Genomic DNA, 24,043 nt, shown 5'->3' with positions numbered 1-24,043 from the left:
GTTTTGGCAATGGGGCCGAGGAATGCGCTTTGGTGCTCTGGCCATGACCGAAAGTACAATGATCCGCCTTTTCCGTCGTGCTGTTGTTTGTGCGTTGTGCGGTGTACGACTAGCAAGGCCGAAGTGCCAGCGGCGCGTCGGCAGCGTAATGACCAAGGTTGACACCCAGGGAGGGGCTATGTCGGACGTTTCGTTGATGGTGAACGGCAAGCGGGTCGGCGGTGCTGTCGAGGATCGAACGCTGCTCGTCCATTTCCTGCGGGAGAATCTCGGCCTGACCGGAACTCATGTCGGTTGCGATACCTCCCAATGCGGCGCCTGCGTCGTCCATGTCGACGGCAAGGCGGTGAAGTCCTGTACCATGCTCGCGGCCCAGGCCTCGGGGTCGAGCGTGGTTACGATCGAAGGCCTGGCCAACGGCGCCGACCTCCATCCCGTCCAGGCAGCCTTCAAGGAACATCATGGTCTGCAATGCGGCTTTTGCACGCCGGGCATGATCATGGCCGCGACCGACATGATCAACCGCCACCCCGAAGGCCTCGACGAGGCCACGGTGCGGGCAGAACTCGAAGGCAATATCTGCCGCTGCACAGGTTACCACAACATCGTGAAAGCCATCCTCGCCGCATCGACGACGATGTCGAAGGGGGCCAGGGGCAAGGCGAAGCAAGCGGCGTGAGGGAAAAGAGGAGTGGAGTAGTCGGGAGTCAGTAATCGTTCTGAACCGGCGGCTGTCCTCACTACTTCCTATTCACACTTCCTATTCACACTTCCTATTCACTTTTCGGGAGGAATCTCTGCATGGGTATCGAAGGTGTCGGCGCTCGGGTCGCGCGCAAGGAAGACAAAAGGTTCATCACCGGCGCCGGCCGCTATGTCGACGACATGGTGGTGCCCGGCATGAAGCATGCGGCCTTCGTTCGCAGCCCGCACGCTCATGCGCAGATCAAGAAGATCGACGTGAAAGCGGCTCAAGGCATGCCGGGCGTCATCGGCGTCTTGACCGGCAAGGAACTCAAGGCCGACGGCATCGGCAATCTCATCTGCGGCTGGATGATCCATTCCAAGGACGGCACGCCCATGAAGATGGGCGCATGGTCGCCGCTGGCCGTCGACAAGGTCCGTTATGTCGGCGATGCGGTCGTCGTGGTGGTGGCGGAAACCAAGGGCCAGGCACGCGATGCGGCCGAGGCGGTCGAGATCACCTACAAGGAATTGAAGGCGGTCGTCGATGCGACCAAGGCGCTCGAAAAGGGCGCCCCGCAGGTCCATGCCGAGGCCGAGAACAACCTGATCTTCGACTGGGAGATCGGCGATGCCAAAGCCACGGACGCCGCCATCGGGGCGGCGGCGCATGTCACGCGCATGAAGATCGTCAACAACCGGCTGGTGCCGAACGCCATGGAGCCGCGCGCCGCACTTGGCCATTACGACAGGGCCGAGGATCATTACACCTGCTGGACGACATCGCAAAACCCGCATGTCGCGCGGCTGGTGATGAGCGCCTTCTACAATGTCGCACCTGAAAACAAGCTGCGCGTGATCGCGCCGGATGTCGGCGGCGGCTTCGGTTCCAAGATCTATATCTACCCGGAAGAGATCGTCTGCCTGTGGGCCTCGAAGAAGACCGGCGTGCCGGTCAAATGGGTCGCCGATCGCACCGAGAGCTTCCTCACCGACGCGCATGGCCGAGACCACGTCTCGACGGTGGAAATGGCGTTCGACAAGAACAACAGGATTACCGGTCTCAAGGTCGATACGATCGCCAATCTCGGCGCCTATATGTCGCTGTTCTCGTCCTGTGTGCCAACCTATCTCTATGCAACGCTGCTGTCGGGCCAATATGACATCCCGGCCATCCACGCCAATGTGCGCACTGTCTATACCAACACGGCACCCGTCGATGCCTATCGCGGGGCAGGGCGTCCGGAAGCCACCTATCTTCTGGAACGCACCATGGAAGCGGCGGCACGCGAGCTCGGCGTCTCTCCGGCAGACCTTAGGCGCAAGAATTTCATCACCACGTTTCCACACCAGACACCGGTGATCATGAACTATGACGCCGGGGACTATGGCGCTTCGCTCGATGCGGCGATGAAGACCGCTGACTATACCGGCTTTGCCGGGCGCAAGGCGGATTCGGTCAGGAATGGCAAGCTACGCGGCATTGGCATGAGCTGCTACATCGAGGCCTGCGGCATCGCACCGTCGGCGGCTGTCGGTTCGCTCGGCGCCGGCGTGGGCCTGTGGGAATCGGCTGAGGTAAGGGTCAACGCCGTCGGCACGATAGAGGTGCTGACCGGCTCGCACAGCCATGGCCAGGGGCACGAGACGACCTTCGCGCAACTGGTCAACCAGCGTTTCGGGGTGCCGATCGATTCGGTGTCGATCGTCCACGGCGACACCGACAAGGTGCAGATGGGCATGGGTACTTACGGCTCGCGCTCGGGCGCGGTCGGCATGTCGGCGATTGCCAAGGCGCTCGACAAGGTCGAGGCCAAGGCCAAGAAGATCGCCGCCCACCTGCTCGAAGCCGACGAGGGCGATATCGTCATCGAGAACGGCGAAGTCAAGGTCGCCGGCACCGACAAGAGCCTGCCGTGGTTCCAGGTGGCTTTGGCCGCCTATACCGCGCACAATTTGCCGGCCGGCATGGAGCCAGGCCTGAAGGAAACGGCGTTCTACGATCCGGCGAACTTCACCTTCCCGGCGGGCTGCTATATCTGCGAGGTCGAGATCGATCCGGAAACCGGAACGACCGAGATCGTCCAGTTCGTGGCTGCGGACGATTTCGGCAACATCATCAATCCGATGATCGTCGAAGGCCAGGTGCACGGCGGCATCGCCCAGGGCGTCGGCCAGGCGCTGCTGGAAGGCGCTCACTACGATGCCAGCGGGCAACTGCTGACGGCAAGCTACATGGATTACACCATGCCGCGTGCCGGCGACCTGCCGTCGTTCAAGGTCTCGACGTCGAACACGCCATGTCCGAGCAACCCACTCGGGATCAAAGGCTGCGGAGAGGCCGGTGCCATCGGCTCGCCGCCGGCAGTGATCAATGCCATTACCGACGCCATCGGCATCGTCGATATAGCCATGCCGGCCACACCGTCCACCGTGTGGGCCGCGATCCGCGCCGCGAAATGAGTGAGTAGGGAAGTAGGAGTTACGGATACGGGCAGCGTGCCACCTCCGGCAGCGGCCATTCCCTGCTCCCTACTGACTACTCACTGCTGACTAACCACTTAGGGGGAGGATCCCATGTACGCAGTCAACTACCACCGTGCCGCCTCGCTCACTGAAGCCGCCAAGCTCGTGAAGAACGGCGACGCCAAGCTGCTCTCGGGCGGCATGACCTTGATCCCCGCCATGAAGACGCGGCTGGCGGCGCCGTCCGATCTCGTTGACCTGTCCCGCATCAAGGAACTGCAGGGGGTCAACGTATCAGGCAAGACGGTCACGATCGGCGCCGCCACCACGCATTTCGACGTCGCCAATGACGAGAAGCTGCGCAAGGCCTGCCCGGCACTTGTTCAGCTGGCGTCGCTGATCGGCGATCCGGCGGTACGCCACAAGGGCACGATTGGCGGTTCGATCGCCAATAACGATCCGGCGGCGGACTACCCGGCGGCACTTCTGGCGCTCGGCGCCACTATCATCTCCAACAAGCGCGAGATGTCGGCCGACAAGTTCTTCAAGGGGCTGTTCGAAACGTCCTTGAAGGACGGCGAGATCGTCACGGCGGTCTCCTTTACGGCACCGGCGAAGGCAGCGTACCAAAAATTCCGCAATCCGGCCTCGCGCTACGCGATCGTCGGCGTGTTCGTGGCCAAGGGCAAGGACGGCGTCAGTGTTGCCGTCACCGGCGCCGGCGACGACGGCGTCTTCCGCTCGAAGGAGATCGAGGCAGCACTTGCCAAAAGCTTCGATGCCGCTTCGCTCAATGGTGTGAAAGTGCCGGCAAAGAACCTGATGAGCGACATTCACGCTTCATCGGACTACCGTGCCGATCTGATCACGGTCATGGCCAAGCGCGCGGTGGCGGCAGCGAACTCCTGACGCAAGATCGATTACGGACGAGGCAACGGGCTGTCACGGCCCCGTTTTCATTCCCGGCGACTGTAGTTGCTCGGTTCCCGGCGGCCGTGCCCATCCTTGCTTGAAGCAATTCCGGCCCATGCCGCCGGGGATATGCATCAGCGACAATCTCGCACTTGCACAAACTTATATTGCACAGCAGTATAGATCAGGGCGGGAATGCGAGCCGGGTTCGGGAATTGGCCGTGCCTTTCGCATTACAATGCGAAGGGATCGGCTCGCATTACAATGCGAAGGGATCGGCATGTCCGAAATTTCCGCGACCCATCTGGTTCCGCCCCGAGCGATCGTCGAGCGAACGGCCAGGACAAGACTGGCCTATCTCGATGGCTGGCGCGGTATGTCGATCGCGCTGGTGCTAATCGGGCATTTTTTTCCCGTTCCCGGGATCAATCTGGGCGTGCTGGGCGTCGAATTCTTCTTCGTGCTCAGCGGCCGGCTGATGGCCGAAATCCTATTTATCGAACGCTATCCGCTGAAGAAATTTTTCAAACGCCGGTTCTCGCGCATCTATCCGGCGCTTCTGGTCTTTGTCGTCGTCGCCATGATCGCGCTCTCAGGCACGTTCATCGCCTTCAAATGGAAGGCGGCCCTGACGGCGCTGACCTTCACCTACAACTATGCCGGAATTCTCTTGAATCGGGCCGGCGCGCTCGACCACATCTGGTCGCTCTGCATCGAAGAGCATGCCTACATCATCCTGGCGGCGATCAGCGCAGTCGTTGCCAGCCGCAGCCGTGTCATCCCGCTGCTGCTGGTGCTGGCTCTGCTGGCCATGATCAATGGCGCGGTTTCCTACTGGGTCCTGCACATGGATTATGAAACCACGTACTGGCGCACCGACGTGCACATCGCCTCGATCCTGCTGTCGGCCGCGATCTGCCTGCTCAAAGCGGACGGCAAGCTGCCGACCTTGCTGAAGGGGCCTTATGTCGCCGTTGCGGCGGCCGTCGGCGCGGTTTGCCTGTTCATGGACTCGGTACCGACACCGATCCACTACCTGCTCGCGGTGCCATTGCTGGCGATTGCCGTCAACGCGCTGGATTTCAGCACGCGGTTCTTGTCCGGATGGCTGTCGTCCCTGCCGATGACGACGCTGGGTCTATGGTCATATTCGCTCTATCTGTGGCAGCAGCCCTTCTACAAATTCGTCTACGAGCAGGGCAGCAATCCATGGCCGATGCTGGCCGGGGTTTTTGCCTGCGCGCTCTGCAGCTACTACCTCATCGAGCGCCCGGCACGCGAATGGCTCAACCGCAATTGGTGAGCCGCCCGATTGTTTTGGTAGTGGCCAGACGATAGCCGCACGAACGCGAGGTCCTTTTCTCCAGAAAGCGCTTAGCTGTTTTCCGGGTTGGCGCAACGTCCAGGCGAGTCGGCGGTTGCCGCCCGATCAGGTGGCTATCTGCCTGACGTAATAGCGCACCGCCTTCTTACCGCCGTGGATCACCGCGTCGCCGACTTCGGCGAAGCCGAGTGCGGCGTGGAAAGCGTCCGAGGCGGGGTTGGGCGGGTCGGTGTTGACCTCGCAGGTGACCAGCGCGTGGCCAGCGCTCCGCGCGTGGTCGAACAGGTCCCGATAAAGCCGGCGAGCATGGCCGCGGCCTCTTGCGTGCGCCGCCACGACGACGCGGTCGACATAGATGAAGCTGATGTAGCGCTCGCGGAACCAGACGAAGTTCGGGCTGTCGTAATTCGCATCCTGGTCGAAGGTCATGATGAAGGCTTCGAGATCGCCGATGCGGCGCGCGTAAAAGGCCTCGCCGAGCAGGAACGACAGCCGTTCGGCTTCAAGCCAGGACAATTCGGCGGCGTGCTCGTTGTTGAGCGCCAGTATGGCCGCTTCGTCGGCCTGCGCAATGCGGTTTATGGGCGAGGTCATTCCTTGGCCGCCGCTATTGTCGCCGCCACCAGCGCTGTATCGGTCAGCGTGTTGCGATACTCGCGGTCGAGATCGGAGCCGCCCATGCCGACCTTCGGATTGCGGTAGCGCATGGCGCTCGACACGTCCTTGAGGGCGGCGAAGTGCATTTCGGCCAGGCCGGTCCTTGCGCGCACCTCGGCGATATTGCCGAGATCGAGCCCGCCGCAACCGAGGATGATGATGCGCTCGCCGGCCAGCCGGACCAGCTCTTGCAGCAATGCCAGGCCTTCGATCGCCGTGTCGCGCTGGCCGCTGGTCAGCACGCGACCGACCCTGCAGCGGATCAGCGCTTCCAGGGCTTCGGCCGGATCGCGCGCCATATCGAAGGCGCGGTGGCAGGTGACGTTCAAGGGGCCTGCGGCCTCGGTCAATTCGCGCATGCGCTGCTCGTCGATCGCGCCGTCGGGGTTCAGGCAGCCGAACACCACGCCGGGCACGCCCAGTTCGCGGAGCGCGGCGACGTCGGCGAGCATGGAGCGGTATTCGGTCTCGCTGTAGAGAAAATCTCCGCCGCGCGGCCGTACCATCACATGAAACGGCACGGTCGCCCGGTCGAGAGCGGCGCGCACGGTGCCGAGGCTCGGCGTAGTGCCGCCTTCGACAAGGCTGGCGCAGAGTTCGACCCGGTCGGCTCCGGCAGCCTGCGCGGCGAGCAGGCCATCAATGCCCTCGACACAGATTTCGATAAGCGGCGGGCGAATTTTTGGGGTCAAGGGGCGATCCAATCCATGGTGTTACGCAAGCCCTAGCACCCGGGCGCCGGGCGCGGAAGCGTGAACGCTACGCCGCCACTGGACCAGACGGCAGATTCCATTCTTGACAGTCGCATAACTGCAGGGTTATGGATGATACATAGCTGGCGGGTTATGATTTTGCGCATGGCACCACGACAGCAACGAGAGGATCAAGGCATGATGGAAACCAAATCGATCGTCGTCGAGAGGCTGATTCCATATTCGGCCGAAAAGATATGGCGAGCACTGACCGTGCCGGCACTCGTCGGCGAATGGTTCATGCAGAATGACTTCGCTGCCCAAGAGGGGCATCGCTTCATTCCGTGCGACGCCAGTTCCCGGATGGTCCGGGGTGACGAACTGCGTGGTGCTGAAAGTCGAGGCGCCGCGGCTGCTGGCTTATAGCTGGGGCGATGGGACGGAATCGGACAGTGGGTTGAAAACCGTGGTGACGTGGTCACTGACACCCGAGGGGATGGCGACCCGGGTGCGAATGGAGCAGTCGGGATTCCGGCCCGCCGACGAGCGTGGCTATATCGGCATGGGAAGTGGCTGGCCGCGCATTCTCGAACGGCTCGAACAGGTTACCTCAAAACAGACCTGACACGCGGCAGGCAGCTAACAGTTTCATCAAGTCGAATCCCTGGATGCGAGGGCGTCCGGGCCGGGAAAACACGCCCGGAGAACAGTTCAAAAGGAGAAGACACATGCAAGCGAGAATCAAGAACCCGGTGATGCTCATCCCAGGCGCCCTGCAGGCGTTTCTGGCGCTGGACAAGTCGACCGAGGCAGCGGACCTGCCCTATGCGACACGCAAGCTCGTGCATCTGCGCGCCAGTCAGATCAACAGCTGCAGCGTCTGCGTCGACATGCACGCGCGCGAACTCAAGAAAGCCGGCGAGAAGGACGAGCGCATCTTTGCCCTCGCGGCCTGGAGGGAAACGCCTTATTTCACCGACGCCGAACGCGCGGCATTGGCGCTGGCAGAAGCCGGCACAAGGCTCGCCGACCGGCCGGACGCGGTGCCGGACGATGTCTGGGAGGAGGCGGCCCGGCGCTATGACGAGAAGGCGCTTGCCGCACTGGTCATCCAGATCGCCGTGATCAACGCCTTCAATAGACTGAACGCGACGACCCGGCAGCCGGTTGGCGCCTGGGGCTGAGCGCCTGGTTCAAATGGGGCTGGTCCACGAGGCGAGGGGCGGGCGGCGCATTGCCTTCCCGCCCGCTGCAAACACCTATGCAACTTGGTGGCTACTGTCGCAATTCGGTATTCTTGGCGCCTTCCTCGACCTGATCGATCACCAGGAGCTTGACCGGCCCCTCGCCAATGTTGGTGGCCTGGTGCCACTGCCCGATCATTTCAATGATGAAATCACCAGTCTTGTAGGTGTTGCTGTTGCCGGTTTCGACATTGGTAACCTTCAGCGTTCCAGCCTCGACATAGGCGTAGCGCGCGAACGGATGGCGATGGACCGGCAAGGTCGCGCCGGGCGCGATGTCATAGGCCGAGACCAACACCTGCACGTTCTTCCGTGGCAGCGTGATCGGCTGCCCCGATGCAGTGGTGGTGCGTGATGCGAGTGGCGTCACGACGACCGGGGTTCCGCTGCTGTCCAGCGCATGAGCGCCGGTCGCGAACGATGCTGCCGTGAGCAGCAATGCTGATGCCAGGATTTTTCGCACGATGTCCTCCCTTGACCGACGCATCTATCGCGCGGCGGCGGCAGCGTGCAAGGTCGCTCGTGACCAGAGGCCGAACTGGCGTGCATTTGCACCGGCAGTTGATCCACCCGGGCCATATTCCTCACCCGCTTCTAACCGGAAGGCTGTCGCCGCAAGGTGTGATGCATGCCCGGTCATGAATGGCCGTGGTGCCGCTTCAAAAAAATTTCGGGCGACCTCTTGAACAAAAAAATCGTGATTCCCAGATCGTTTTCCGTCGAGGCTTCGGCTCGACATACCGCGTCGCGGCGACGCTGCGGCGACCCGTAAACCATGTTGCTTCACGGAGGATATGGCTATGAGAAGCTTTGATTATTCGCCTCTTTACCGCACCACGGTGGGCTTCGATCGGCTCTTCGACATGCTCGAAAACAGCGTGCGCTCCGACTGGCCGCCCTACAATATAGAGAAGAATGGCGACAACGACTATCGTATCACGATGGCCGTCGCCGGCTTCGGTCTCGACGAAGTGGAACTTGTGCAGAACGGCCCTGAATTGTCGGTCATCGGACAGAGAAAGCCCGATCAGCAACATCGGGAAATCCTCCACCGGGGCCTGGCGATGGGTAACTTCAAGCAGGTGTTCAAACTTGCAGACCACGTCAAGGTCAAGGCGGCCAATATCCATAATGGCCTGCTGTCGGTGGACCTCGTCCGCGAAGTGCCCGAGGAACTCAAGCCCCGGCGCATCGAGATCGGTTCCAACGCCGCAGCGGTTCCGCTTCAGGATGGCGGCAACAAGCAGTCCATAGATGTGGATGCCGGGCCGCAACGCAAGGTGGCCTGATACAGGAAACCTCAGTCTGTGGTCCGCCTCCCGGCTCGGCCGGGAGGCACAGATCGCGGAGAACGGAGATGAGATCGCAAGCTTACAGTTTTCATGAATCCAAACCGACGGATTACGCAGCGGAATTCGCTGCGCTGCGTACGCCCGAGGACGTCCTGAACGAGAACATGGCGATTGGCGAGAAGAGGGCTCTGCTCGCCTTCTGGGCCTCGGACGCCCATGCGGTTCCTGACAAACCAACCCTACGTCAATTGGACAACGGTGCGACTGCGCAGGTCAGCGAGATTCTTCGTGCGCTCCACACCTTGGACGAGATTGCGCGCAAGCCGCCCGCCAGGGCACCGTTTGATCGCAATCAATCCTCGGACCGGCGTCGCAACAAAACGAGGCGCTACTGGCTGCGGTACCCCTGGCGAGATGACGATGACGACGATCCGCCACCGGTTCCGGCATGCCGGAGTCGCACCCAGATGTGGGGATGGCGGCATGTTCGCGGTGGCTGAGCATGCCGTCGCGTGAAAAGCTGAAACAAACCAACTCGCTCAACTGAATGGAGGACTATATGAGCGACAGGACATTCGATCGGCCGGTGCTGGTCAAGGATGGCCAGTTCATCCAAGAAATAGGAAGCCTTGAGGATGCATTCGATTTTCTGGACGAGTGGCCGCGGGAGCGTCGAGGCCCGATTTTCGAAACGGCCTTCCGGGCTTGCCAGCGTGCTTACGATGGCCAGATACCACTGTCGGTCGCGCGCGATGCCGTCGCTGGGTTCGCGAGATCCGTCAAGATGCTGCAGGAGCCGCTTGCTCCGCTGCCCTGGATGAGCGGCACCAAATCAGGCCGCGGTGGGGTGGCCGCCTAACCGAGACAACGGCAGCGGCACTGCCTAGGGGTGTCGCTGCCGAAGTCTCATACTGGTCGAATCACAGCCATGGCAAACCCCGCTACGGTGGCGGGCTCATCTGTCATTGGCCTAGCATCAGCAGCAGCCGCCGCGCCCTGCTTTCGGCAAGCCGGCTATTGTTTTCGTCGGCCCACGCTCATCGTCAGGGTCGACGTCGGCTCCACAGGGGAGCGGGGTGTTGATCGGCCGTGTAGCCTGACATCACCTTTTAAGCCCTGCGCGGCTTTGATCACCGCCTTGCGGTTGTTACCGTGTTTTAGGATCAACTCCCAGACCACGTCCGCTGTCAAACCGTTCTCCGAAGCGAAACATTCGACCTGATGGTCGTGAATAGCATCATGCCAGCCCTTATGCCCGCCCATCTGGAACTCCAATCTAGGCGCCGCATGGCAATGTATATGCGCTTTTGCTAATATGGCAATATGGAACGGAGGACTTATTTGGGGTGGATGCGCGGCGGAACGGCTGAGCGGACTGCCTGCCCGGGCTTCTATTTGACTGGCGCCCACATTCCTCCGGTGAAGCTGTCGGAGTCGGCAATCTGTAAAGTCTGAAGTTGATGGTACTCCGCTCCGAACCAGCCTTCGTGGTCGATACGGATGGGAAATTGCGCCATCGGCCTTCAGAAGCTTTGTTTCTGATCCCCATCGTCGTGCCAAACTGACAAGAAGCTTTTTCGCCGTTGTGTAGGATCAATTTTTTTGTGCCCGGATCAAAACAGGCTAGCCAGAGTTTCTAGTCTCATCATGGGCGCCTGTCCCGAGAGCAGCTTCTAATGCCGCGTGATCGGCGGCCGTCAGCTTTGATATTCTTGGCTGGGATTGTGCCCGAGTTGAGCAAGACGAGATTGTAGGTGATTCCGGTGTTGCCGCCATGATGGGTCTTCACCATCGCCGTTACGATCGTTCTGAATTGCCGCCTCCAGAAGTAGACGGACACAACGAGTGCTGTCAGGGCCACAATAAGTGCGGCCAGCGCTACCTTATCGCACGGAAAAGGAAAGGCTTATCGCACGGAAAAGGAAAGAACACGAAGGTTATAGATTCCGCTGATGTAGCCCAATATGTAGCCCTAGCGGCAGGGCATCGCATTTCCAGGATAAGGAAAGGCGTTAAGTCGATAAAAAGATTTTGGCTCCCCGGGCCGGATTCGAACCAGCGACCAACCGGTTAACAGCCGGTTGCTCTACCACTGAGCTACCGGGGAACGGAGGCTCTTTGAGCAAGTGGCGCAGCCTATAGCAAACCCGTTTCGGCTTTGCAAAGAAGCATTTCGCATTTTTCCGAGACTTTTTCGCTCAGGCGTTTCTCGCAATCGGTCTTGCCCACCCTCATATTAGCCGTCTTGGCAACGGGGCGCGGAACCGAAAGGGCGGTCGCGGCTTTCGTAAAATGAGATTGTCGAGCCCTGACAAAGGCAGTTCTTCGCGATGACGGCAGCGGAAGAAAACCCGATACCCGCACGAAAGATCTCGGTGTTCGGGCGCGAATTCACCATGCCGCAGTCGCGCGGCCTCAGGATCACGATCGGCGTGCTATTGACCCTTGGCGGCATTCTCGGGTTCTTGCCGATCCTCGGCTTCTGGATGGTGCCGCTCGGACTGCTTGTGCTCTCCTACGAATTTGCCATGGTGCGCCGCCACCGGCGCCGCCTGGTCGTCTGGTGGGAGCGGCGACGCCGGCCGAACTGAGCGGCTGATACCGATGCATGTCGCACGGCGGTGGCCTCCGACCAGAATCAATCGTCGCGCTGTCCCTCGGTGTCGCTGGATTCTTCCGAGTCCTGTTGCTGGCCTGCCTCCAAGTCTTCGCTGATCTCCTTCAGGACGGCTGAAGCCGAGGCGAGGCGCGCCCGGTCACGGGGGAAAGCCTGCCTGTGTCTTCTATTCTCAGGCACTCGATGGCGTAGCGCACCAATTCTTCGCACCCCAGCAGCGGCACGCTCTCGGTTTCGTGCGTTTCGTCCTTCGGTTTGGCCAGGGCCATGGCGCAGTCCTCCCGTTTGTCAACGCAAGCCGGCGCGCGGAGTTTCGCGCGATCATCCGCCATGCTTAACGGTTTGCCAATGTGAATGGGCGGCTCTGACGGCGATCCGAGGGGGGCGGAGGCGGCGCAAGGAAACCGTTTCGGAATGCGCGTGGCCGCTTGACGGCATTTTCGCCGCAACCTATTGGAACCGGGTGGAACGCCGGGAGCAATGAGGCCTCGTGGCGGAGTGGTTACGCAGAGGACTGCAAATCCTTGCACCCCGGTTCGATTCCGGGCGAGGCCTCCAATACCCGGGCTCCAGCGCGTCGGCGCCGGAGCCTGAAGTTCCGGTCGAAATGAACCGCGATTCTGACGCGGCAAGCAGATTGGTTGGAGCATGAGCGCTGATTTTTCCGAACTTCGCGTCAAGATGGTCGATGGTCAGGTTCGCACCACCGACGTGACCAGCGCGCCGCTGCTCGACGCGATGCTTTCCGTGCCGCGCGAGGTTTTCGTCGGCGATCGCCAGCGCGATCTGGCCTATATCGACGAGGACATCCGCATCGCCGATAGCGCCGATGGCCCGCGTTACCTGATGGAAGCTTCGCCGCTGGCCAAGCTGATGCAACTGGCCGAGATCAACCCGACCGATTCGGCACTCGATGTGGGGTGCGGCACCGGTTACGCCTCGGCCATCCTGTCTCGCCTGGCGAGATACGTCGTGGCGCTCGAAAGCGATTCGGCACTGGCGCAAACCGCCGCGTCGACCCTGTCTGGACTTGGCTGCGGCAATGTGACCGTGGTTCAGGGCGCCCTGGCGCAAGGCCATGCCGCGCAGGCGCCTTACGAGGTCATCTTCATCGGCGGCAGTGTCAGCAAAGTGCCGTCGGCGCTGCTCGACCAGCTCGCCGAAGGCGGCCGCCTGGTGGCGGTCGAGGGCCAGGGCAATTCGGGCGTGGCGCGACTTTTTGTCAAAGCCGGGGGGGTTGTAACCGGGAGAAGGGCGTTTAATGCGGCAATTAAGCCACTACCCGGGTTCGAACGTGAGCATGCTTTCGAATTCTGAATGATTTGCCTTGCAGCAAGGACCTTGTCATGGTCGCTTGCGTTCGAACGATCGTTGTTGATCCCAGACTGGGGGCACTTTGGGTTGAGCGACAGGGAACATACACACGCCACGCCGCCTGCTCTGGAAGGAGAAGCCGGCGCGGCGCGGTTCCCATGGAAAACGAATGAGGGATATACCGTGCCGTCAGTACGTAAGTCACTTTTCACCGCCGTCCTTGTTTCGGCGACCGCGCTATCCCCACTGGCTGCTTCGGCTGAAACCATCACCGGCGCGCTTTCAAAAGCCTATCAGTACAATTCCACGCTGAATGCATCGCGCGCTGGCGTGCGTGTCACCGACGAGAGTGTGGCCATCGCCAAGTCGGGCTGGCGCCCGACGGTTACAGGTTCAGCCAACATCGATTATACGAACACACGCCAGGCAAATGGCGGTGGCAGTTCGAAGCTGACAAGCGGCAGCTACGGCATTCAAATCAATCAATCGCTGTTCGACGGCTTTCAGACGAGGAACAATGTCGCGGCCGCCGAATCCCAGGTCAAGGCGTCGGTAGAAAGCCTGCGCAACACCGAGGAAAACACGCTGTTCAACGCGGCCATGGCCTATATGGACGTGATTCGCGACCGGCAGATCGCAGTGTTGACCGAGCAGAACCTGCAGTTTTTGAGCGAGCAGGCGCGCGCCGCGCGCTCGCGTTTCGAGGTCGGCGAAGGCACCCGCACCGACGTCGCGCAGGCCGATGCGTCACGCGCTTCGGCGGTGGCATCGCTCAGTGCCGCCCGCGCACAGGCGCTGGCCAGCGCTGCAACCTATCACCAGGTCGTCGGCGACGAGCCTGGCAAGCTCAAGCCCGCTTCGCCATTGGGTCGGTTGCTGCCGTCGAGCCTCGACGCGGCGATCGCCGTCGGCTCGGCCGAGCACCCGGCCATCCTCGCCACTCAGCATCTGGTCGACGCCGCGGCCTTCTCGGTTAAATCGTCAGAGGGCGCGCTGTTGCCGCAGTTGTCTGCTTCGGCCGGCGTTTCGGAAAACTACCGCAACGCCATCCCCGACGTGACGGGTTCCAACGGCAATTCGACCTCGGCCAATATTGGCGCGACGCTGACCATCCCGATCTATTCCGGCGGCCGGACGTCGGCGGTCGTGCGGCAGAACAAGGAATCGCTGGGGCAAGCGCGCATCCAGGTCGACGTCACCCGCGACCAGGTACGCCAGGCCGTCGCCACGGCATGGTCTCAATACACCGCCGCGCAGCAAAGCGTATCCGCCAACAGGCAGGTTATCGACGCCGCACAATTGGCGCTGAACGGCGTCATCGAGGAACGCAATGTCGGCCAGCGCACGACGCTTGACGTGCTCAATGCGCAGGCCACCGTGATTACCGCCAAGATCAACCAGGCCAATTCCGAACACGATGTGGTCGTGGCAAGCTATGCCATCCTTCAGGCGATCGGCCGCCTGTCTGTCGACCGGCTTGCGCTGCAGGTGACGAAGTACAGGCCTGAAGAGCACTACAATGCCGTCAAGGACAAGTGGTTCGGCCTGCGCACGCCGGACGGCCGCTAGGCCGTTCGTTCGATCGGCGTTTCCTGGCTGGGCGATTCGATCGACAATCGTCGTTGTCCTTTTGCCGGTTGCTAACGGGGACCGTCACACGGCTTTGGCGGAATTGCTCTAATCTGTTGAAATCCCACATGTCCCCAGATTGGGGATTCTCGTGCGGCGATCCGTCAGTTACGCTGTCGCCATGATTCGAATCCGGCTTTGCCGGAGCGGAAAATCTGCAACGGGTCACAAGGGCGGCGGATGTGACGATGGCAACGGCAAGCAGCGCGCAGCGCGAACCTTCCATGGAAGAGATACTGGCTTCCATCAGGAGGATCATCGAAGACAGCGACAATGGCCGCAAGCAGCCCGGCGAGGCCGACGAATTGCAGCAGGACCTGGAACCGGCGCCGAGCGCTGTCGCGGCCGCCGACATCGATGCGTTCCGCGCCGAATTGCATGCTGTGCCCGAGGTCAGGAATCCGGTCGCTACGGCCGAAAAAATCCAGGCGCAGCCGGCGATCGCGCGCATGGACGCGCCGCCGCGTGCCGATCCGGCGCCGGACAGGACGCCGATGACACTGGCCGAGGTCGGCGCCCGGGTTGCTGCCGAGCCTGCCGCGGACGCGCCAGCGGCTCCCCCGGAGATTGGGACAAGTGAAGCCATCGTCGCCGATTGGCGGCGCGAGATCGCGGCGGTTGGCGAGCAAGCCAAGGCGATGCCGGATCGTAGCATCCGCAAGCCAGCGGCACAGCCGGAGGTTTCGGCAAGCAAACCAGTGGTGGCGGAAGCTGCGGTCGACCGGGCTCCTTCAAGCGATGCTCCAACGGGTACGGCTGAGGCGCGCGCGGGGGCGAACGAAACGCCCGCGGTGCGTCCCGCGATTCTATCCGAACATACCGGCCGCCAGGTCGCGGCCGCCTTCGGCGAGCTGTCCGACGCCTTTGCCAGCCGCAGCAAGAAGACATTCGACGAGATGGCCGAAGAAATGCTGCGGCCGATGCTGCAGGATTGGCTGGACAACAATCTGCCGACGCTGGTCGAGCGCCTGGTGCGCGAGGAGATCGAGCGCGTTGCGCGCGGCGCGCAATAATCTCCTCCAATGACCACTCTCGAAACGCCGCCCATGAGGCGGCGTTTTTGTCGATGAGGTCAGCCCGCGCTGGTCGCGAAGCAGATGAGGTTGCCGTCGGGGTCTTTGATGATGAAGGTGCGGGCGCCCCAGGGTTCGGTACGCAATGTCTGGTGGAATGGGGCCGTGGCCGCCTGATACTCCAGAAACAGAGCCTTGATGTTGTCGATAACGATCGTCCCCGCCAGTAGGTCATCGGTCGAATTGGCGGCGAGTGGAGGCTTGTCGACATGGCGCAGGTTGAGCCGTGCGCCATCGCGGATGATTTGGGCGTAGAAGGGCGGCTCGCCATAGGTGAAGCGCGTCTCGAAGCCGAGCTTTTGCCGGTAGAAATTACAGGCCGCTACGATGTCGCAGACAAAGAGCTGTGGCTCGGCAAAGGCGAGATGCGGTTTTGCGGCGTCTGTTGCTCCATGATCGGTCACGGTTTGAAGGCCTTCCTTCAGCGCCTGCCAGCTCTCGAATCCTGACTTCCTGGCGACGAGTTCCTGGGCGTCGGTAAGCTTGAAGCCGTGATCGAGGATCTGGCTGTCGCTGAGATGGTGGAAACGCGGCAAGAGCCATCCAATCACAGCGGCGACGGGATAATACCGTTCGCGATGCCATTTCAGATAGAGCTTGGCCTGTTTCTTGTGGTGTTCGAGGGTCGGCATGGACGCATTGTGGGGTTGAGGTGGCGTAGGCGGGCAATGCCCCTCCGGCTGGAAGCCGATGCGCCCTACTGCAGCGCCCGCACGGTATGGCTGCGACGCCGGTCAAGGTGCGAATGCCACGCGCCACGACCTTACGTTGAAATGACCGTGGACACACCTATTTGCTTCTCATGAACCGAGGCGGCCCTTGCGGTTGACTTGGCCAAGACCTTCCGGTTTACACCGAACCAGCAAAAATCCCGACAGCGCGGACCGTTTTCCCATGCTTGAAAAGACCTACGACGCAAAGACCGTAGAGCCGAAGATCGCCAAAGTATGGGAAGAGGCGGACGCCTTCCGCGCGGGCGCTGGGGCGGAGGAGGGGGCGGAGGCCTTTACCATCGTCATTCCGCCGCCCAACGTCACCGGCTCGCTGCATATGGGCCATGCGCTCAACAACACACTGCAGGACATTCTGGTCCGCTTCGAGCGCATGCGCGGCAAGAATGTCCTGTGGCAGCCCGGCATGGACCATGCAGGCATCGCCACGCAGATGGTGGTCGAACGGCAATTGATGGAAAAGCAGATCCATCGCCGCGATCTCACGCGCGAGGAATTCATCGAGAAAGTGTGGGAGTGGAAGGCCGAATCGGGCGGCGCGATCTTCAATCAACTGAAACGTCTCGGCGCTTCCGCCGATTGGTCGCGCGAACGCTTCACCATGGACGAGGGCCTGTCCAGGGCCGTGCTCGAAGTCTTCGTCACGCTCTACAAGGAAGGGCTGATCTACAAGGACAAGCGCCTTGTGAACTGGGACCCGAAGCTGTTGACCGCGATCTCCGATCTCGAGGTCGAGCAGCAGGAGGTCAACGGCAATCTCTGGCACTTCCGCTATCCGGTCGAAGGCGGGACGTTCGATCCCGAGAATCCAAAAAGCTTCGTCATCGTGGCGACGACTCGTCCCGAGACAATGCTGGGCGACACTGCTGTCGCGGTGAATCCAGAGGACGACCGGTTCCGACATCTCGTCGGCAAGAACGTCGTCCTGCCGATCGTCGGGCGCAAGATCCCTGTCGTGGCCGACGAGTATTCCGATCCGGAAAAGGGGTCCGGAGCGGTCAAGATCACGCCGGCGCATGATTTCAACGACTTCGAGGTCGGCAAGCGCCACAAGCTGCCGGCGATCAACATCCTGACCGTCGAGGCCGCCATCAAGCTCAGGGATAATGAGGACTTCCTCGCCGGCGTCGAGGTGACACCGGAGCGCCAGGCCGTCTGGGACCAGCTCGACGGCCTCGACCGTTTCGTTGCGCGTAAGAAGATCGTCGAGCTGATGGAGGCCGGCGGCTTCCTCGACAAGGTCGAGCCGCACCGCCACGCGGTGCCCCATGGCGACCGCGGCGGCGTGCCGATCGAACCGTTCCTGACCGAGCAGTGGTACGCCAACGCGGCCGAACTCGCCAAGCCGGCGATCGCCTCGGTGCGCGAGGGGCGCACCAACTTCGTGCCGAAGAACTGGGAAAAAACCTATTTCGACTGGATGGAGAACATCCAGCCCTGGTGCATTTCGCGCCAGCTCTGGTGGGGCCACCAGATCCCTGCCTGGTACGGGCCGGACGGGCATGTCTTCGTCGAGAAGACCGAGGAAGAGGCGCTGAGTGCGGCGATCGAATATTATCTGGCGCTCGAAGGCCCCTGGAAGGCCTGGGTCGAGGACAAGCTGGAAAACTTCAAGCCGGGCGAAATCCTGACCCGTGACGAGGACGTGCTCGACACCTGGTTCTCGTCGGCACTGTGGCCGTTCTCGACTTTGGGATGGCCGGACCAGACGCCGGAACTGAAAACCTATTACCAGACCGACGTGTTGGTGACCGGCTTCGACATCATCTTCTTCTGGGTTGCCCGCATGATGATGATGGGCCTGCACTTCATGGATGAGGAGCCTTTCCACACCGTCTATGTGCATGCGCTGGTGCGCGACAAGAACGGGGCCAAGATGTCGAAGTCGAAAGGCAACGTCATCGATCCGCTCGACCTGATCGACGAATATGGCGCCGATGCGCTGCGCTTCACGCTGACGGTGATGGCGGCACAGGGGCGCGACGTGAAGCTCGATCCGGCGCGTATCGCCGGCTACCGCAATTTCGGTACCAAGCTGTGGAACGCGACGCGCTTCGCCGAGATGAACGAGGTCGCCCGCAACGACGATTTTTGGCTGAACGACGCCAAGCTCGCGGTCAACCGCTGGATCCTGACCGAACTGACGCGCGCCGCGCGCGAGATCACCGACGGCATCACCTCATATCGCTTCAACGAGGCGGCTGGAGCCGCCTACCGCTTCGTCTGGAACCTGTTCTGCGACTGGTATCTGGAACTCTTGAAGCCGGTGTTCATGGGCTCGGACGGGGCCGCCAAGGCCGAAAGCCGCGCCTGCGTCGCCTTTGTGCTCGACGAGATCTACAAGCTCCTGCATCCGATGATGCCGTTCATGACCGAGGAGCTCTGGGCGCAGACGGCGGGCGAGGGCAGGGATCGGGGCTCGCTGCTGTGCCATGCCGCATGGCCGTCGCCGGATTTCGAGGACCATGAAGCGGCTGGCGACATCAACTGGCTGGTCGATCTCGTCTCCGGCATCCGCTCGGTGCGCTCGGAGATGAACGTGCCGCCGGCAGCCATTGGTCCGCTGGTGGTGGTCGGCGCCAACGAGGTGACGCGCGAGCGGCTGGTTCGCGAAGAGTCCGCGATCAAACGGCTGGCGCGTGTCGGCGACATCTCGCTCGCCGATGCGGCACCCAAGGGGTCGGCACAGATCGTGCTAAACGAGGCGACGATCTGCCTGCCGCTCGGCAGCCTGATCGACCTCACCGCGGAGGCCGCGCGGCTGCGGAAGGAACTGGCCAAGGTCACCGAGGAAATCGCGCGCCTGCACAAGAAGCTGTCGAACGAGAAGTTCGTCGCCAGCGCGCCGGCCGAGATCGTCGAAGGCGAGCGGGAAAAGCTCGCCGAATATCGCGACGCGCAGGACAAGCTTTTGGTGGCGCTGACTAGGGTTCGCGACGCAGGTTGAGGGCTAGATTCGAGGACTTTAGCCCCGTCTAAAATGGCAGTGCTTCGGCCTCGAAAGCAGGCATTCCGTTGCGTGAATGTTGACGTAAACGGAAGTTTTAGCCCCATTGTTGCCATAATGTAACAATGGGGCCGAGACCCCCTGGAAATGGCTGTTTTTGAGCCTTTTGAGGCGGCTTTTCTTCATTTCGTGGTCGGACAAGTGCGCCTAGGGCCGTTTTTCCGCCCTGCGGTTGCCCTCAGCATTTTGTCGGAAATGCGTTTGGCAAGCATGTACATGTACGCCCCAAGATTTCGTTATTGCACCGTTAACCCGAATTGGTTCTAGCTTGATGCACTAGTTATTCGGGGAGGACATCCATGAACAATTCGCGTCTGAAAGCGCTGCTGGGAGCAGGATGCTTTTCGCTGGCTTTGGTGGGTGCGGCGATGAACCCGGCGCATGCCGGCGGCATTGAGCGCGGCGGCTACGACATCGATCTGCTTTTCGATCCGGCGCCGTTCGCGACAGAAGCGGAAGCGACTTATGTGATGCCGCAACGCAAGCTCAAGAATGCGGTGGATACAGATCCAAGTGATGGAAACGTGACGTTCTTGGGCAGCACGGCGAATGACAGCGAGAGCTATTGGGTGCCTCGCATCGGCGTTAAGGCGCAGGTCGTCCAGGGCGTCGACTGTATGTTCGACTATTCGCAGCCCTGGGGTGCACACACCAATCCAGGCCTGTGGGCCGGTGCCGAGTCCAATATGGAAACCGACATCAAGAGCAACAACTATGCTGGTACTTGCTCTTACAAGATGGACGCCGGCAAGGGCCAGATCCGCTTTATCGGAGGCGTCTACTATCAAGAAGTCTATGGCTTCAAGCAAGATCTGGTATCGGCGCTGGTGCCTGGTTTCCAGGGCACCGGCCGTGTTGATCTCAAAGGCACGGGCTGGGGCTGGCGCGCCGGCTTGGCCTATGAAATTCCTGAGATCGCGCTGCGCGCGAGCCTCGTCTATAATTCGCGGGTCAAGCTCGACAACATCACGGGCACACTGGATTTGACACATGTTGGCAGCGTCGTGCTCCCGATCTACGGCGCGACCGAGTACATGCCGGATACGGTAGAATTGAAGTTGCAGTCAGGCATAGCGCCAGGTTGGCTCGCCTTTGGATCGCTCAAGTGGGTCAACTGGAGCCTGTTGCAGAGCGTTCCGATTTGCGTCCAAGGCACTCCCGCTGCGGCATGCGTTACAGGAGATGCTCTGCATTCAGGCCAGATCACCTCGCTGGATCTGATGTACCGTGACGGCTGGACGGTGACCGGCGGTATCGGCCATAAATTCAACGACGCCTGGAGCGCGGCCGGTCAGCTTTCCTGGGATCGCGGCACCTCGCACGGCTATGGTTCGCAAACCGATACCTGGACGCTGGGCGGTGGCGTCGCCTACACACCCAAGCCCAATATCGAGGTTCGTCTGGCTGGCGCGATTGGCGTCCTGACCAGCGGCCATTCGGGCACAGTGGCCGGTGAGAACGGCTACGTTGCCGGCAAAGAGGTCAGCTATGACTTCGGCAACGACCTGGTCACCGCGATTTCCGGTGGCCTCAAGATCAAGTTCTAAGTCTTTGAAAATAATAGTAAAAGGTCGGGCTCTGTCCGGCCTTCTACGTTTAGCTCCGCTTTTTCGGTAATCCATTTATGCAAGCGCGTTGCATATGGCCGCGCTGTAGACCCCCTCCCGCAATTGTGACGTTTTGGCAACACTTTCTGAACAACCCCTGCGCTAGAAGTCAGGCCGAGGAAATTGCCCATTTCCCGCCATAAACCCGGCGCACCTCGAACCTCGTCTCGGGACACGCGCCAAAAGGCTCGGCGATGGGACAGGCCGCACCGCCCGCGGCAAGGAAGAGAATGGACGCCAAGGTCATCTCAAAGGCTAAGCTCCCTAGCCGCCATGTGACTGTCGGTCCGGCGCGTGCACCGCACCGGTCCTATCTGTATGCCATGGGCCTCTCTTCGGCAGAGATCGCGCAGCCGCTGGTCGGCGTCGCATCCTGCTGGAACGAAGCGGCACCCTGCAATATTTCGCTGATGCGCCAGGCGCAGGTGGTCAAGAAGGGCGTCGCGGCCGCCAACGGTACGCCGCGCGAATTCTGCACCATCACAGTCACCGACGGCATCGCCATGGGCCACCAGGGCATGAAGTCGTCGCTGGTGTCGCGCGAGGTCATCGCCGATTCGGTCGAGCTCACCATGCGCGGCCATTGCTACGATGCGCTGGTCGGGCTCGCCGGCTGCGACAAGTCGCTGCCCGGCATGATGATGGCCATGGTGCGGCTCAACGTGCCGTCGATTTTCATCTATGGCGGTTCGATCCTGCCCGGCAGCTATCGCGGCCGCCAGATCACCGTGCAGGATGTGTTCGAGGCTGTCGGGCAGCACTCGGTCGGCACCATCGGCGATGCCGAGCTGCTCGAAATCGAGCAGGCCGCCTGTCCCTCGGCCGGCTCCTGCGGTGCCCAGTTCACCGCCAACACCATGGCCACCGTCGCGGAGGCAATCGGTCTCGCGCTGCCTTATTCCTGCGGAGCGCCGGCACCCTACGAAATGCGCGACCGCTTCAATTTCGCTTCCGGCGAAAAAATCATGGAGCTGATCGCCAAAAACATCCGCCCGCGCGACATCGTCACGTTGAAGGCGCTGGAAAACGCGGCGACCGTGGTCTCGGCCACCGGCGGCTCGACCAATGCGGCCCTGCACCTGCCGGCGATCGCGCATGAGGCTGGGATCAAGTTCGACCTGTTCGACGTGGCGCGCATCTTCGAGAAGACGCCTTATATCGCCGACCTCAAGCCGGGCGGCAAATATGTCGCCAAGGACATGTTCGAGGCCGGCGGCATTCCGCTGCTGATGAAGACGCTGCTCGACCATGGCTATCTGCATGGCGATTGCCTGACGGTCACTGGCCGCACTTTGGCCGAAAATATGGAGCACGTTGTCTGGAATGAACACCAGGATGTGGTCCGCCCGGCCGACAGACCAATTACCCAAACCGGTGGCGTCGTGGGCTTGAGGGGAAACCTAGCCCCCGAAGGCGCGATCGTGAAGGTCGCGGGCATGGCGGAGTTGAAATTCTGCGGTCCGGCGCGCTGCTTCGATTCGGAAGAGGAATGTTTCGAAGCGGTGACGCATCGCAACTACCGGGAAGGCGAGGTTCTGGTCATCCGCTATGAGGGACCGCGCGGCGGCCCTGGCATGCGCGAGATGCTGTCGACGACGGCGGCACTCTACGGCCAGGGCATGGGCGGCAAGGTGGCATTGATCACCGACGGTCGCTTCTCGGGCGCCACACGCGGCTTCTGCATCGGCCATGTCGGGCCAGAAGCGGCCGTTGGCGGTCCGATCGGTCTCGTCAAGGATGGCGACGTGATCACGATCGACGCGGTGAACGGCACGATAGAGGTGGCGCTGTCCGATAGCGAGCTGGCGGCTCGGGCGAAGACATGGAAGGCGCGTACGACCGACTATCAGTCGGGCGCGATATGGAAATACGCACAGACGGTGGGATCCGCCCGGGATGGCGCGGTCACCCATCCGGGCGGTGCGAAAGAAACACACTGCTATGCGGATATCTGAGTTGTTGAAGTCAACACCAGAGTTGCTGAGGTCATCTGTTCTTCCGGCACTGGTCGCGGTTGCGATCTTTGGCGCCGTGGGCCAGGCCATGGCTTTCGACGACAAGGTGTTCGACGACAAGACCGGAGTGAAGCCGCAGTCGAGCCCCTGGGCGGTGTTCCAGTTCGGCTTCTCCGCCTACAAGAACGGCCACAAGGAACAGGCAGCCGAGGCCTATAAATACGCCGCCGAGAACGGCCAGATCGGCGCCACCTGGAAGCTTGCCCGCATGTATGCCGAAGGCGACGGCGTGGCCCGCGACGATTATGAGGCGTTCAAGTTCTTCTCGGAGATTGTCGACCAGGATGTCGAGCCCGGCTCTCCTGAAGAAAGCTACGTCTCCGACGCGCTGGTGGCGCTGGGCGACTATCTGCGCAAGGGCATTCCCGGCAGCCCGGTCAGCGAGAACGAGGTGGCGGCGCAGGAATACTACATGCGCGCCGCCGCCAATTACCGCAATCCGAACGCCCAGTTCGAGATGGGACAGATGTTCCTGAAGGGCGAGGGCGGCGTGAAGGCCAGCGTCAGGCAGGCCGGGCGCTGGTTCCAACTCGCCGCCGAGAAGGGCCATGCCGGCGCGCAGGCGACGCTTGGCCATCTCTTGTTCCAGAGCGGCAAGGTCGTGCGCGGCCTAGCGATGATGACAGCGGCCCTCGAGCGTGCTTCCCCGGCCGATCAGCCCTGGATCCGCGGCATGCAGGAAGAGGCCTTCGCCGCTGCCGGCGAAGCGGACCGCCGCACCGCGATCTCGCTGGCGGACGATATCCTGACCAAGGGCAGCAACGCCGATCAGTAAGGTT

The 24,043-nt window shown here is 61.6% G+C and carries 24 protein-coding genes and 2 tRNA genes; 19 read left to right on the top strand and 7 right to left on the bottom strand.

Annotation, left to right across the window (positions count from 1 at the left end; genetic code table 11):
• Nucleotides 1-178: 178 nt before the first annotated feature.
• The 4 genes from ACVWWD_RS23435 (at nt 179) to ACVWWD_RS23420 (ending at nt 5,365) form a co-directional block, all read left to right on the top strand.
• A complete protein-coding gene (locus ACVWWD_RS23435) occupies nt 179-679 on the top strand; it encodes a (2Fe-2S)-binding protein (protein WP_023769931.1) in 501 nt (166 codons plus the stop codon).
• A gap of 122 nt (nt 680-801) precedes the next feature.
• Nucleotides 802-3,147 (top strand): xanthine dehydrogenase family protein molybdopterin-binding subunit, encoded by a 2,346-nt coding sequence (locus ACVWWD_RS23430; protein WP_023769932.1) that lies wholly within the window; start codon nt 802-804, stop codon nt 3,145-3,147.
• 114 nt (nt 3,148-3,261) lie between these two features.
• Nucleotides 3,262-4,059, top strand: coding sequence for an FAD binding domain-containing protein (locus tag ACVWWD_RS23425; RefSeq protein ID WP_457103437.1), 798 nt, complete (start codon nt 3,262-3,264; stop codon nt 4,057-4,059).
• Nucleotides 4,060-4,342: 283 nt separating this feature from the next.
• Nucleotides 4,343-5,365: an acyltransferase family protein gene (locus tag ACVWWD_RS23420; RefSeq protein ID WP_023769933.1), complete on the top strand. Its 1,023-nt coding sequence runs from the start codon at nt 4,343-4,345 to the stop codon at nt 5,363-5,365.
• Between the two features lie 126 nt (nt 5,366-5,491).
• Here ACVWWD_RS23420 and ACVWWD_RS23415 read toward each other — a convergent pair whose 3' ends face one another.
• Complete coding sequence (locus tag ACVWWD_RS23415) at nt 5,492-5,980, bottom strand: GNAT family N-acetyltransferase (protein WP_023769934.1); 489 nt, start codon at nt 5,978-5,980, stop codon at nt 5,492-5,494.
• Complete coding sequence (locus tag ACVWWD_RS23410) at nt 5,977-6,735, bottom strand: copper homeostasis protein CutC (RefSeq protein WP_023769935.1); 759 nt, start codon at nt 6,733-6,735, stop codon at nt 5,977-5,979. Before ACVWWD_RS23410 ends, ACVWWD_RS23415 begins: the two co-directional genes overlap by 4 nt.
• 198 nt (nt 6,736-6,933) lie before the next feature.
• Between ACVWWD_RS23410 and ACVWWD_RS23405 the strand changes: the two genes are divergently transcribed.
• The 3 genes from ACVWWD_RS23405 to ACVWWD_RS23395 all read left to right on the top strand — a co-directional run bounded on the left by ACVWWD_RS23405 (nt 6,934) and on the right by ACVWWD_RS23395 (nt 7,919).
• Nucleotides 6,934-7,161: an SRPBCC family protein gene (locus ACVWWD_RS23405; RefSeq protein WP_352548996.1), complete on the top strand. Its 228-nt coding sequence runs from the start codon at nt 6,934-6,936 to the stop codon at nt 7,159-7,161.
• Entirely contained in the window at nt 7,121-7,360 is a 240-nt protein-coding gene (locus ACVWWD_RS23400; RefSeq protein WP_352548997.1) for an SRPBCC family protein, read from the top strand. The genes ACVWWD_RS23405 and ACVWWD_RS23400 overlap by 41 nt, the downstream gene beginning before the upstream one ends.
• 103 nt (nt 7,361-7,463) lie before the next feature.
• Nucleotides 7,464-7,919: a carboxymuconolactone decarboxylase family protein gene (locus ACVWWD_RS23395; protein WP_023769937.1), complete on the top strand. Its 456-nt coding sequence runs from the start codon at nt 7,464-7,466 to the stop codon at nt 7,917-7,919.
• A gap of 91 nt (nt 7,920-8,010) precedes the next feature.
• On the opposite strand, the gene ACVWWD_RS23390 is transcribed toward ACVWWD_RS23395, so the two are convergent.
• Nucleotides 8,011-8,442, bottom strand: a complete 432-nt coding sequence (locus tag ACVWWD_RS23390; protein ID WP_352548999.1) for a cupin domain-containing protein — start codon at nt 8,440-8,442, stop codon at nt 8,011-8,013.
• Nucleotides 8,443-8,779: 337 nt separating this feature from the next.
• On the opposite strand from ACVWWD_RS23390, the gene ACVWWD_RS23385 reads away from it, so the two are divergent.
• The 3 genes from ACVWWD_RS23385 (at nt 8,780) to ACVWWD_RS23375 (ending at nt 10,130) form a co-directional block, all read left to right on the top strand.
• Nucleotides 8,780-9,268: an Hsp20 family protein gene (locus ACVWWD_RS23385; protein ID WP_023783163.1), complete on the top strand. Its 489-nt coding sequence runs from the start codon at nt 8,780-8,782 to the stop codon at nt 9,266-9,268.
• Nucleotides 9,269-9,336: 68 nt separating this feature from the next.
• Complete coding sequence (locus ACVWWD_RS23380) at nt 9,337-9,771, top strand: hypothetical protein (RefSeq protein ID WP_457103436.1); 435 nt, start codon at nt 9,337-9,339, stop codon at nt 9,769-9,771.
• Between the two features lie 59 nt (nt 9,772-9,830).
• A complete protein-coding gene (locus ACVWWD_RS23375) occupies nt 9,831-10,130 on the top strand; it encodes a DUF982 domain-containing protein (protein WP_023791605.1) in 300 nt (99 codons plus the stop codon).
• A gap of 155 nt (nt 10,131-10,285) precedes the next feature.
• Here ACVWWD_RS23375 and ACVWWD_RS23370 read toward each other — a convergent pair whose 3' ends face one another.
• On the bottom strand, nt 10,286-10,534 hold the full coding sequence (locus tag ACVWWD_RS23370; protein WP_031251909.1) for a hypothetical protein: 249 nt from the start codon (nt 10,532-10,534) through the stop codon (nt 10,286-10,288).
• Nucleotides 10,535-11,303: 769 nt separating this feature from the next.
• A tRNA-Asn gene (locus ACVWWD_RS23365) sits at nt 11,304-11,378 on the bottom strand.
• Nucleotides 11,379-11,601: 223 nt separating this feature from the next.
• Here ACVWWD_RS23365 and ACVWWD_RS23360 point away from each other — a divergent pair.
• Nucleotides 11,602-11,862, top strand: a complete 261-nt coding sequence (locus ACVWWD_RS23360; protein ID WP_352549034.1) for a hypothetical protein — start codon at nt 11,602-11,604, stop codon at nt 11,860-11,862.
• A 130-nt stretch (nt 11,863-11,992) separates the two neighbouring features.
• Here the strand turns inward: ACVWWD_RS23360 and ACVWWD_RS23355 are convergent, their stop codons facing one another.
• A complete protein-coding gene (locus ACVWWD_RS23355) occupies nt 11,993-12,157 on the bottom strand; it encodes a hypothetical protein (RefSeq protein WP_352549036.1) in 165 nt (54 codons plus the stop codon).
• A 215-nt stretch (nt 12,158-12,372) separates the two neighbouring features.
• On the opposite strand from ACVWWD_RS23355, the gene ACVWWD_RS23350 reads away from it, so the two are divergent.
• The 4 genes from ACVWWD_RS23350 to ACVWWD_RS23335 all read left to right on the top strand — a co-directional run bounded on the left by ACVWWD_RS23350 (nt 12,373) and on the right by ACVWWD_RS23335 (nt 15,844).
• Nucleotides 12,373-12,446: transfer RNA gene (locus ACVWWD_RS23350), tRNA-Cys, on the top strand.
• Nucleotides 12,447-12,536: 90 nt separating this feature from the next.
• Nucleotides 12,537-13,205, top strand: coding sequence for a protein-L-isoaspartate O-methyltransferase family protein (locus tag ACVWWD_RS23345; RefSeq protein ID WP_352549038.1), 669 nt, complete (start codon nt 12,537-12,539; stop codon nt 13,203-13,205).
• Between the two features lie 180 nt (nt 13,206-13,385).
• A complete protein-coding gene (locus ACVWWD_RS23340; RefSeq protein WP_023769946.1) occupies nt 13,386-14,771 on the top strand; it encodes a TolC family outer membrane protein in 1,386 nt (461 codons plus the stop codon).
• A 248-nt stretch (nt 14,772-15,019) separates the two neighbouring features.
• Nucleotides 15,020-15,844 carry a PopZ family protein gene (locus ACVWWD_RS23335; RefSeq protein ID WP_023783169.1) on the top strand — a complete coding sequence of 275 codons (825 nt, stop codon included), beginning with the start codon at nt 15,020-15,022 and terminating at the stop codon, nt 15,842-15,844.
• Nucleotides 15,845-15,903: 59 nt separating this feature from the next.
• Here ACVWWD_RS23335 and ACVWWD_RS23330 read toward each other — a convergent pair whose 3' ends face one another.
• Nucleotides 15,904-16,536 carry a bleomycin resistance protein gene (locus ACVWWD_RS23330; RefSeq protein WP_352549041.1) on the bottom strand — a complete coding sequence of 211 codons (633 nt, stop codon included), beginning with the start codon at nt 16,534-16,536 and terminating at the stop codon, nt 15,904-15,906.
• A 262-nt stretch (nt 16,537-16,798) separates the two neighbouring features.
• Between ACVWWD_RS23330 and ACVWWD_RS23325 the strand changes: the two genes are divergently transcribed.
• The 4 genes from ACVWWD_RS23325 to ACVWWD_RS23310 all read left to right on the top strand — a co-directional run bounded on the left by ACVWWD_RS23325 (nt 16,799) and on the right by ACVWWD_RS23310 (nt 24,039).
• Nucleotides 16,799-19,582, top strand: coding sequence for a valine--tRNA ligase (locus tag ACVWWD_RS23325; RefSeq protein WP_352549043.1), 2,784 nt, complete (start codon nt 16,799-16,801; stop codon nt 19,580-19,582).
• Nucleotides 19,583-19,941: 359 nt separating this feature from the next.
• Nucleotides 19,942-21,189, top strand: coding sequence for an OmpP1/FadL family transporter (locus ACVWWD_RS23320; RefSeq protein ID WP_352549045.1), 1,248 nt, complete (start codon nt 19,942-19,944; stop codon nt 21,187-21,189).
• A gap of 290 nt (nt 21,190-21,479) precedes the next feature.
• Nucleotides 21,480-23,204: a dihydroxy-acid dehydratase gene (ilvD, locus tag ACVWWD_RS23315; RefSeq protein WP_352549047.1), complete on the top strand. Its 1,725-nt coding sequence runs from the start codon at nt 21,480-21,482 to the stop codon at nt 23,202-23,204.
• Nucleotides 23,191-24,039, top strand: coding sequence for a tetratricopeptide repeat protein (locus ACVWWD_RS23310; protein ID WP_031240932.1), 849 nt, complete (start codon nt 23,191-23,193; stop codon nt 24,037-24,039). The genes ilvD and ACVWWD_RS23310 overlap by 14 nt, the downstream gene beginning before the upstream one ends.
• The last annotated feature ends 4 nt before the right edge of the window (nt 24,040-24,043 follow it).

It is taken from the genome of Mesorhizobium sp. URHB0026 (genome assembly GCF_054059755.1).
The sequence above is the reverse complement of the archived record's forward strand: the minus strand, read 5'-3'. Positions and strand labels throughout refer to the sequence as shown.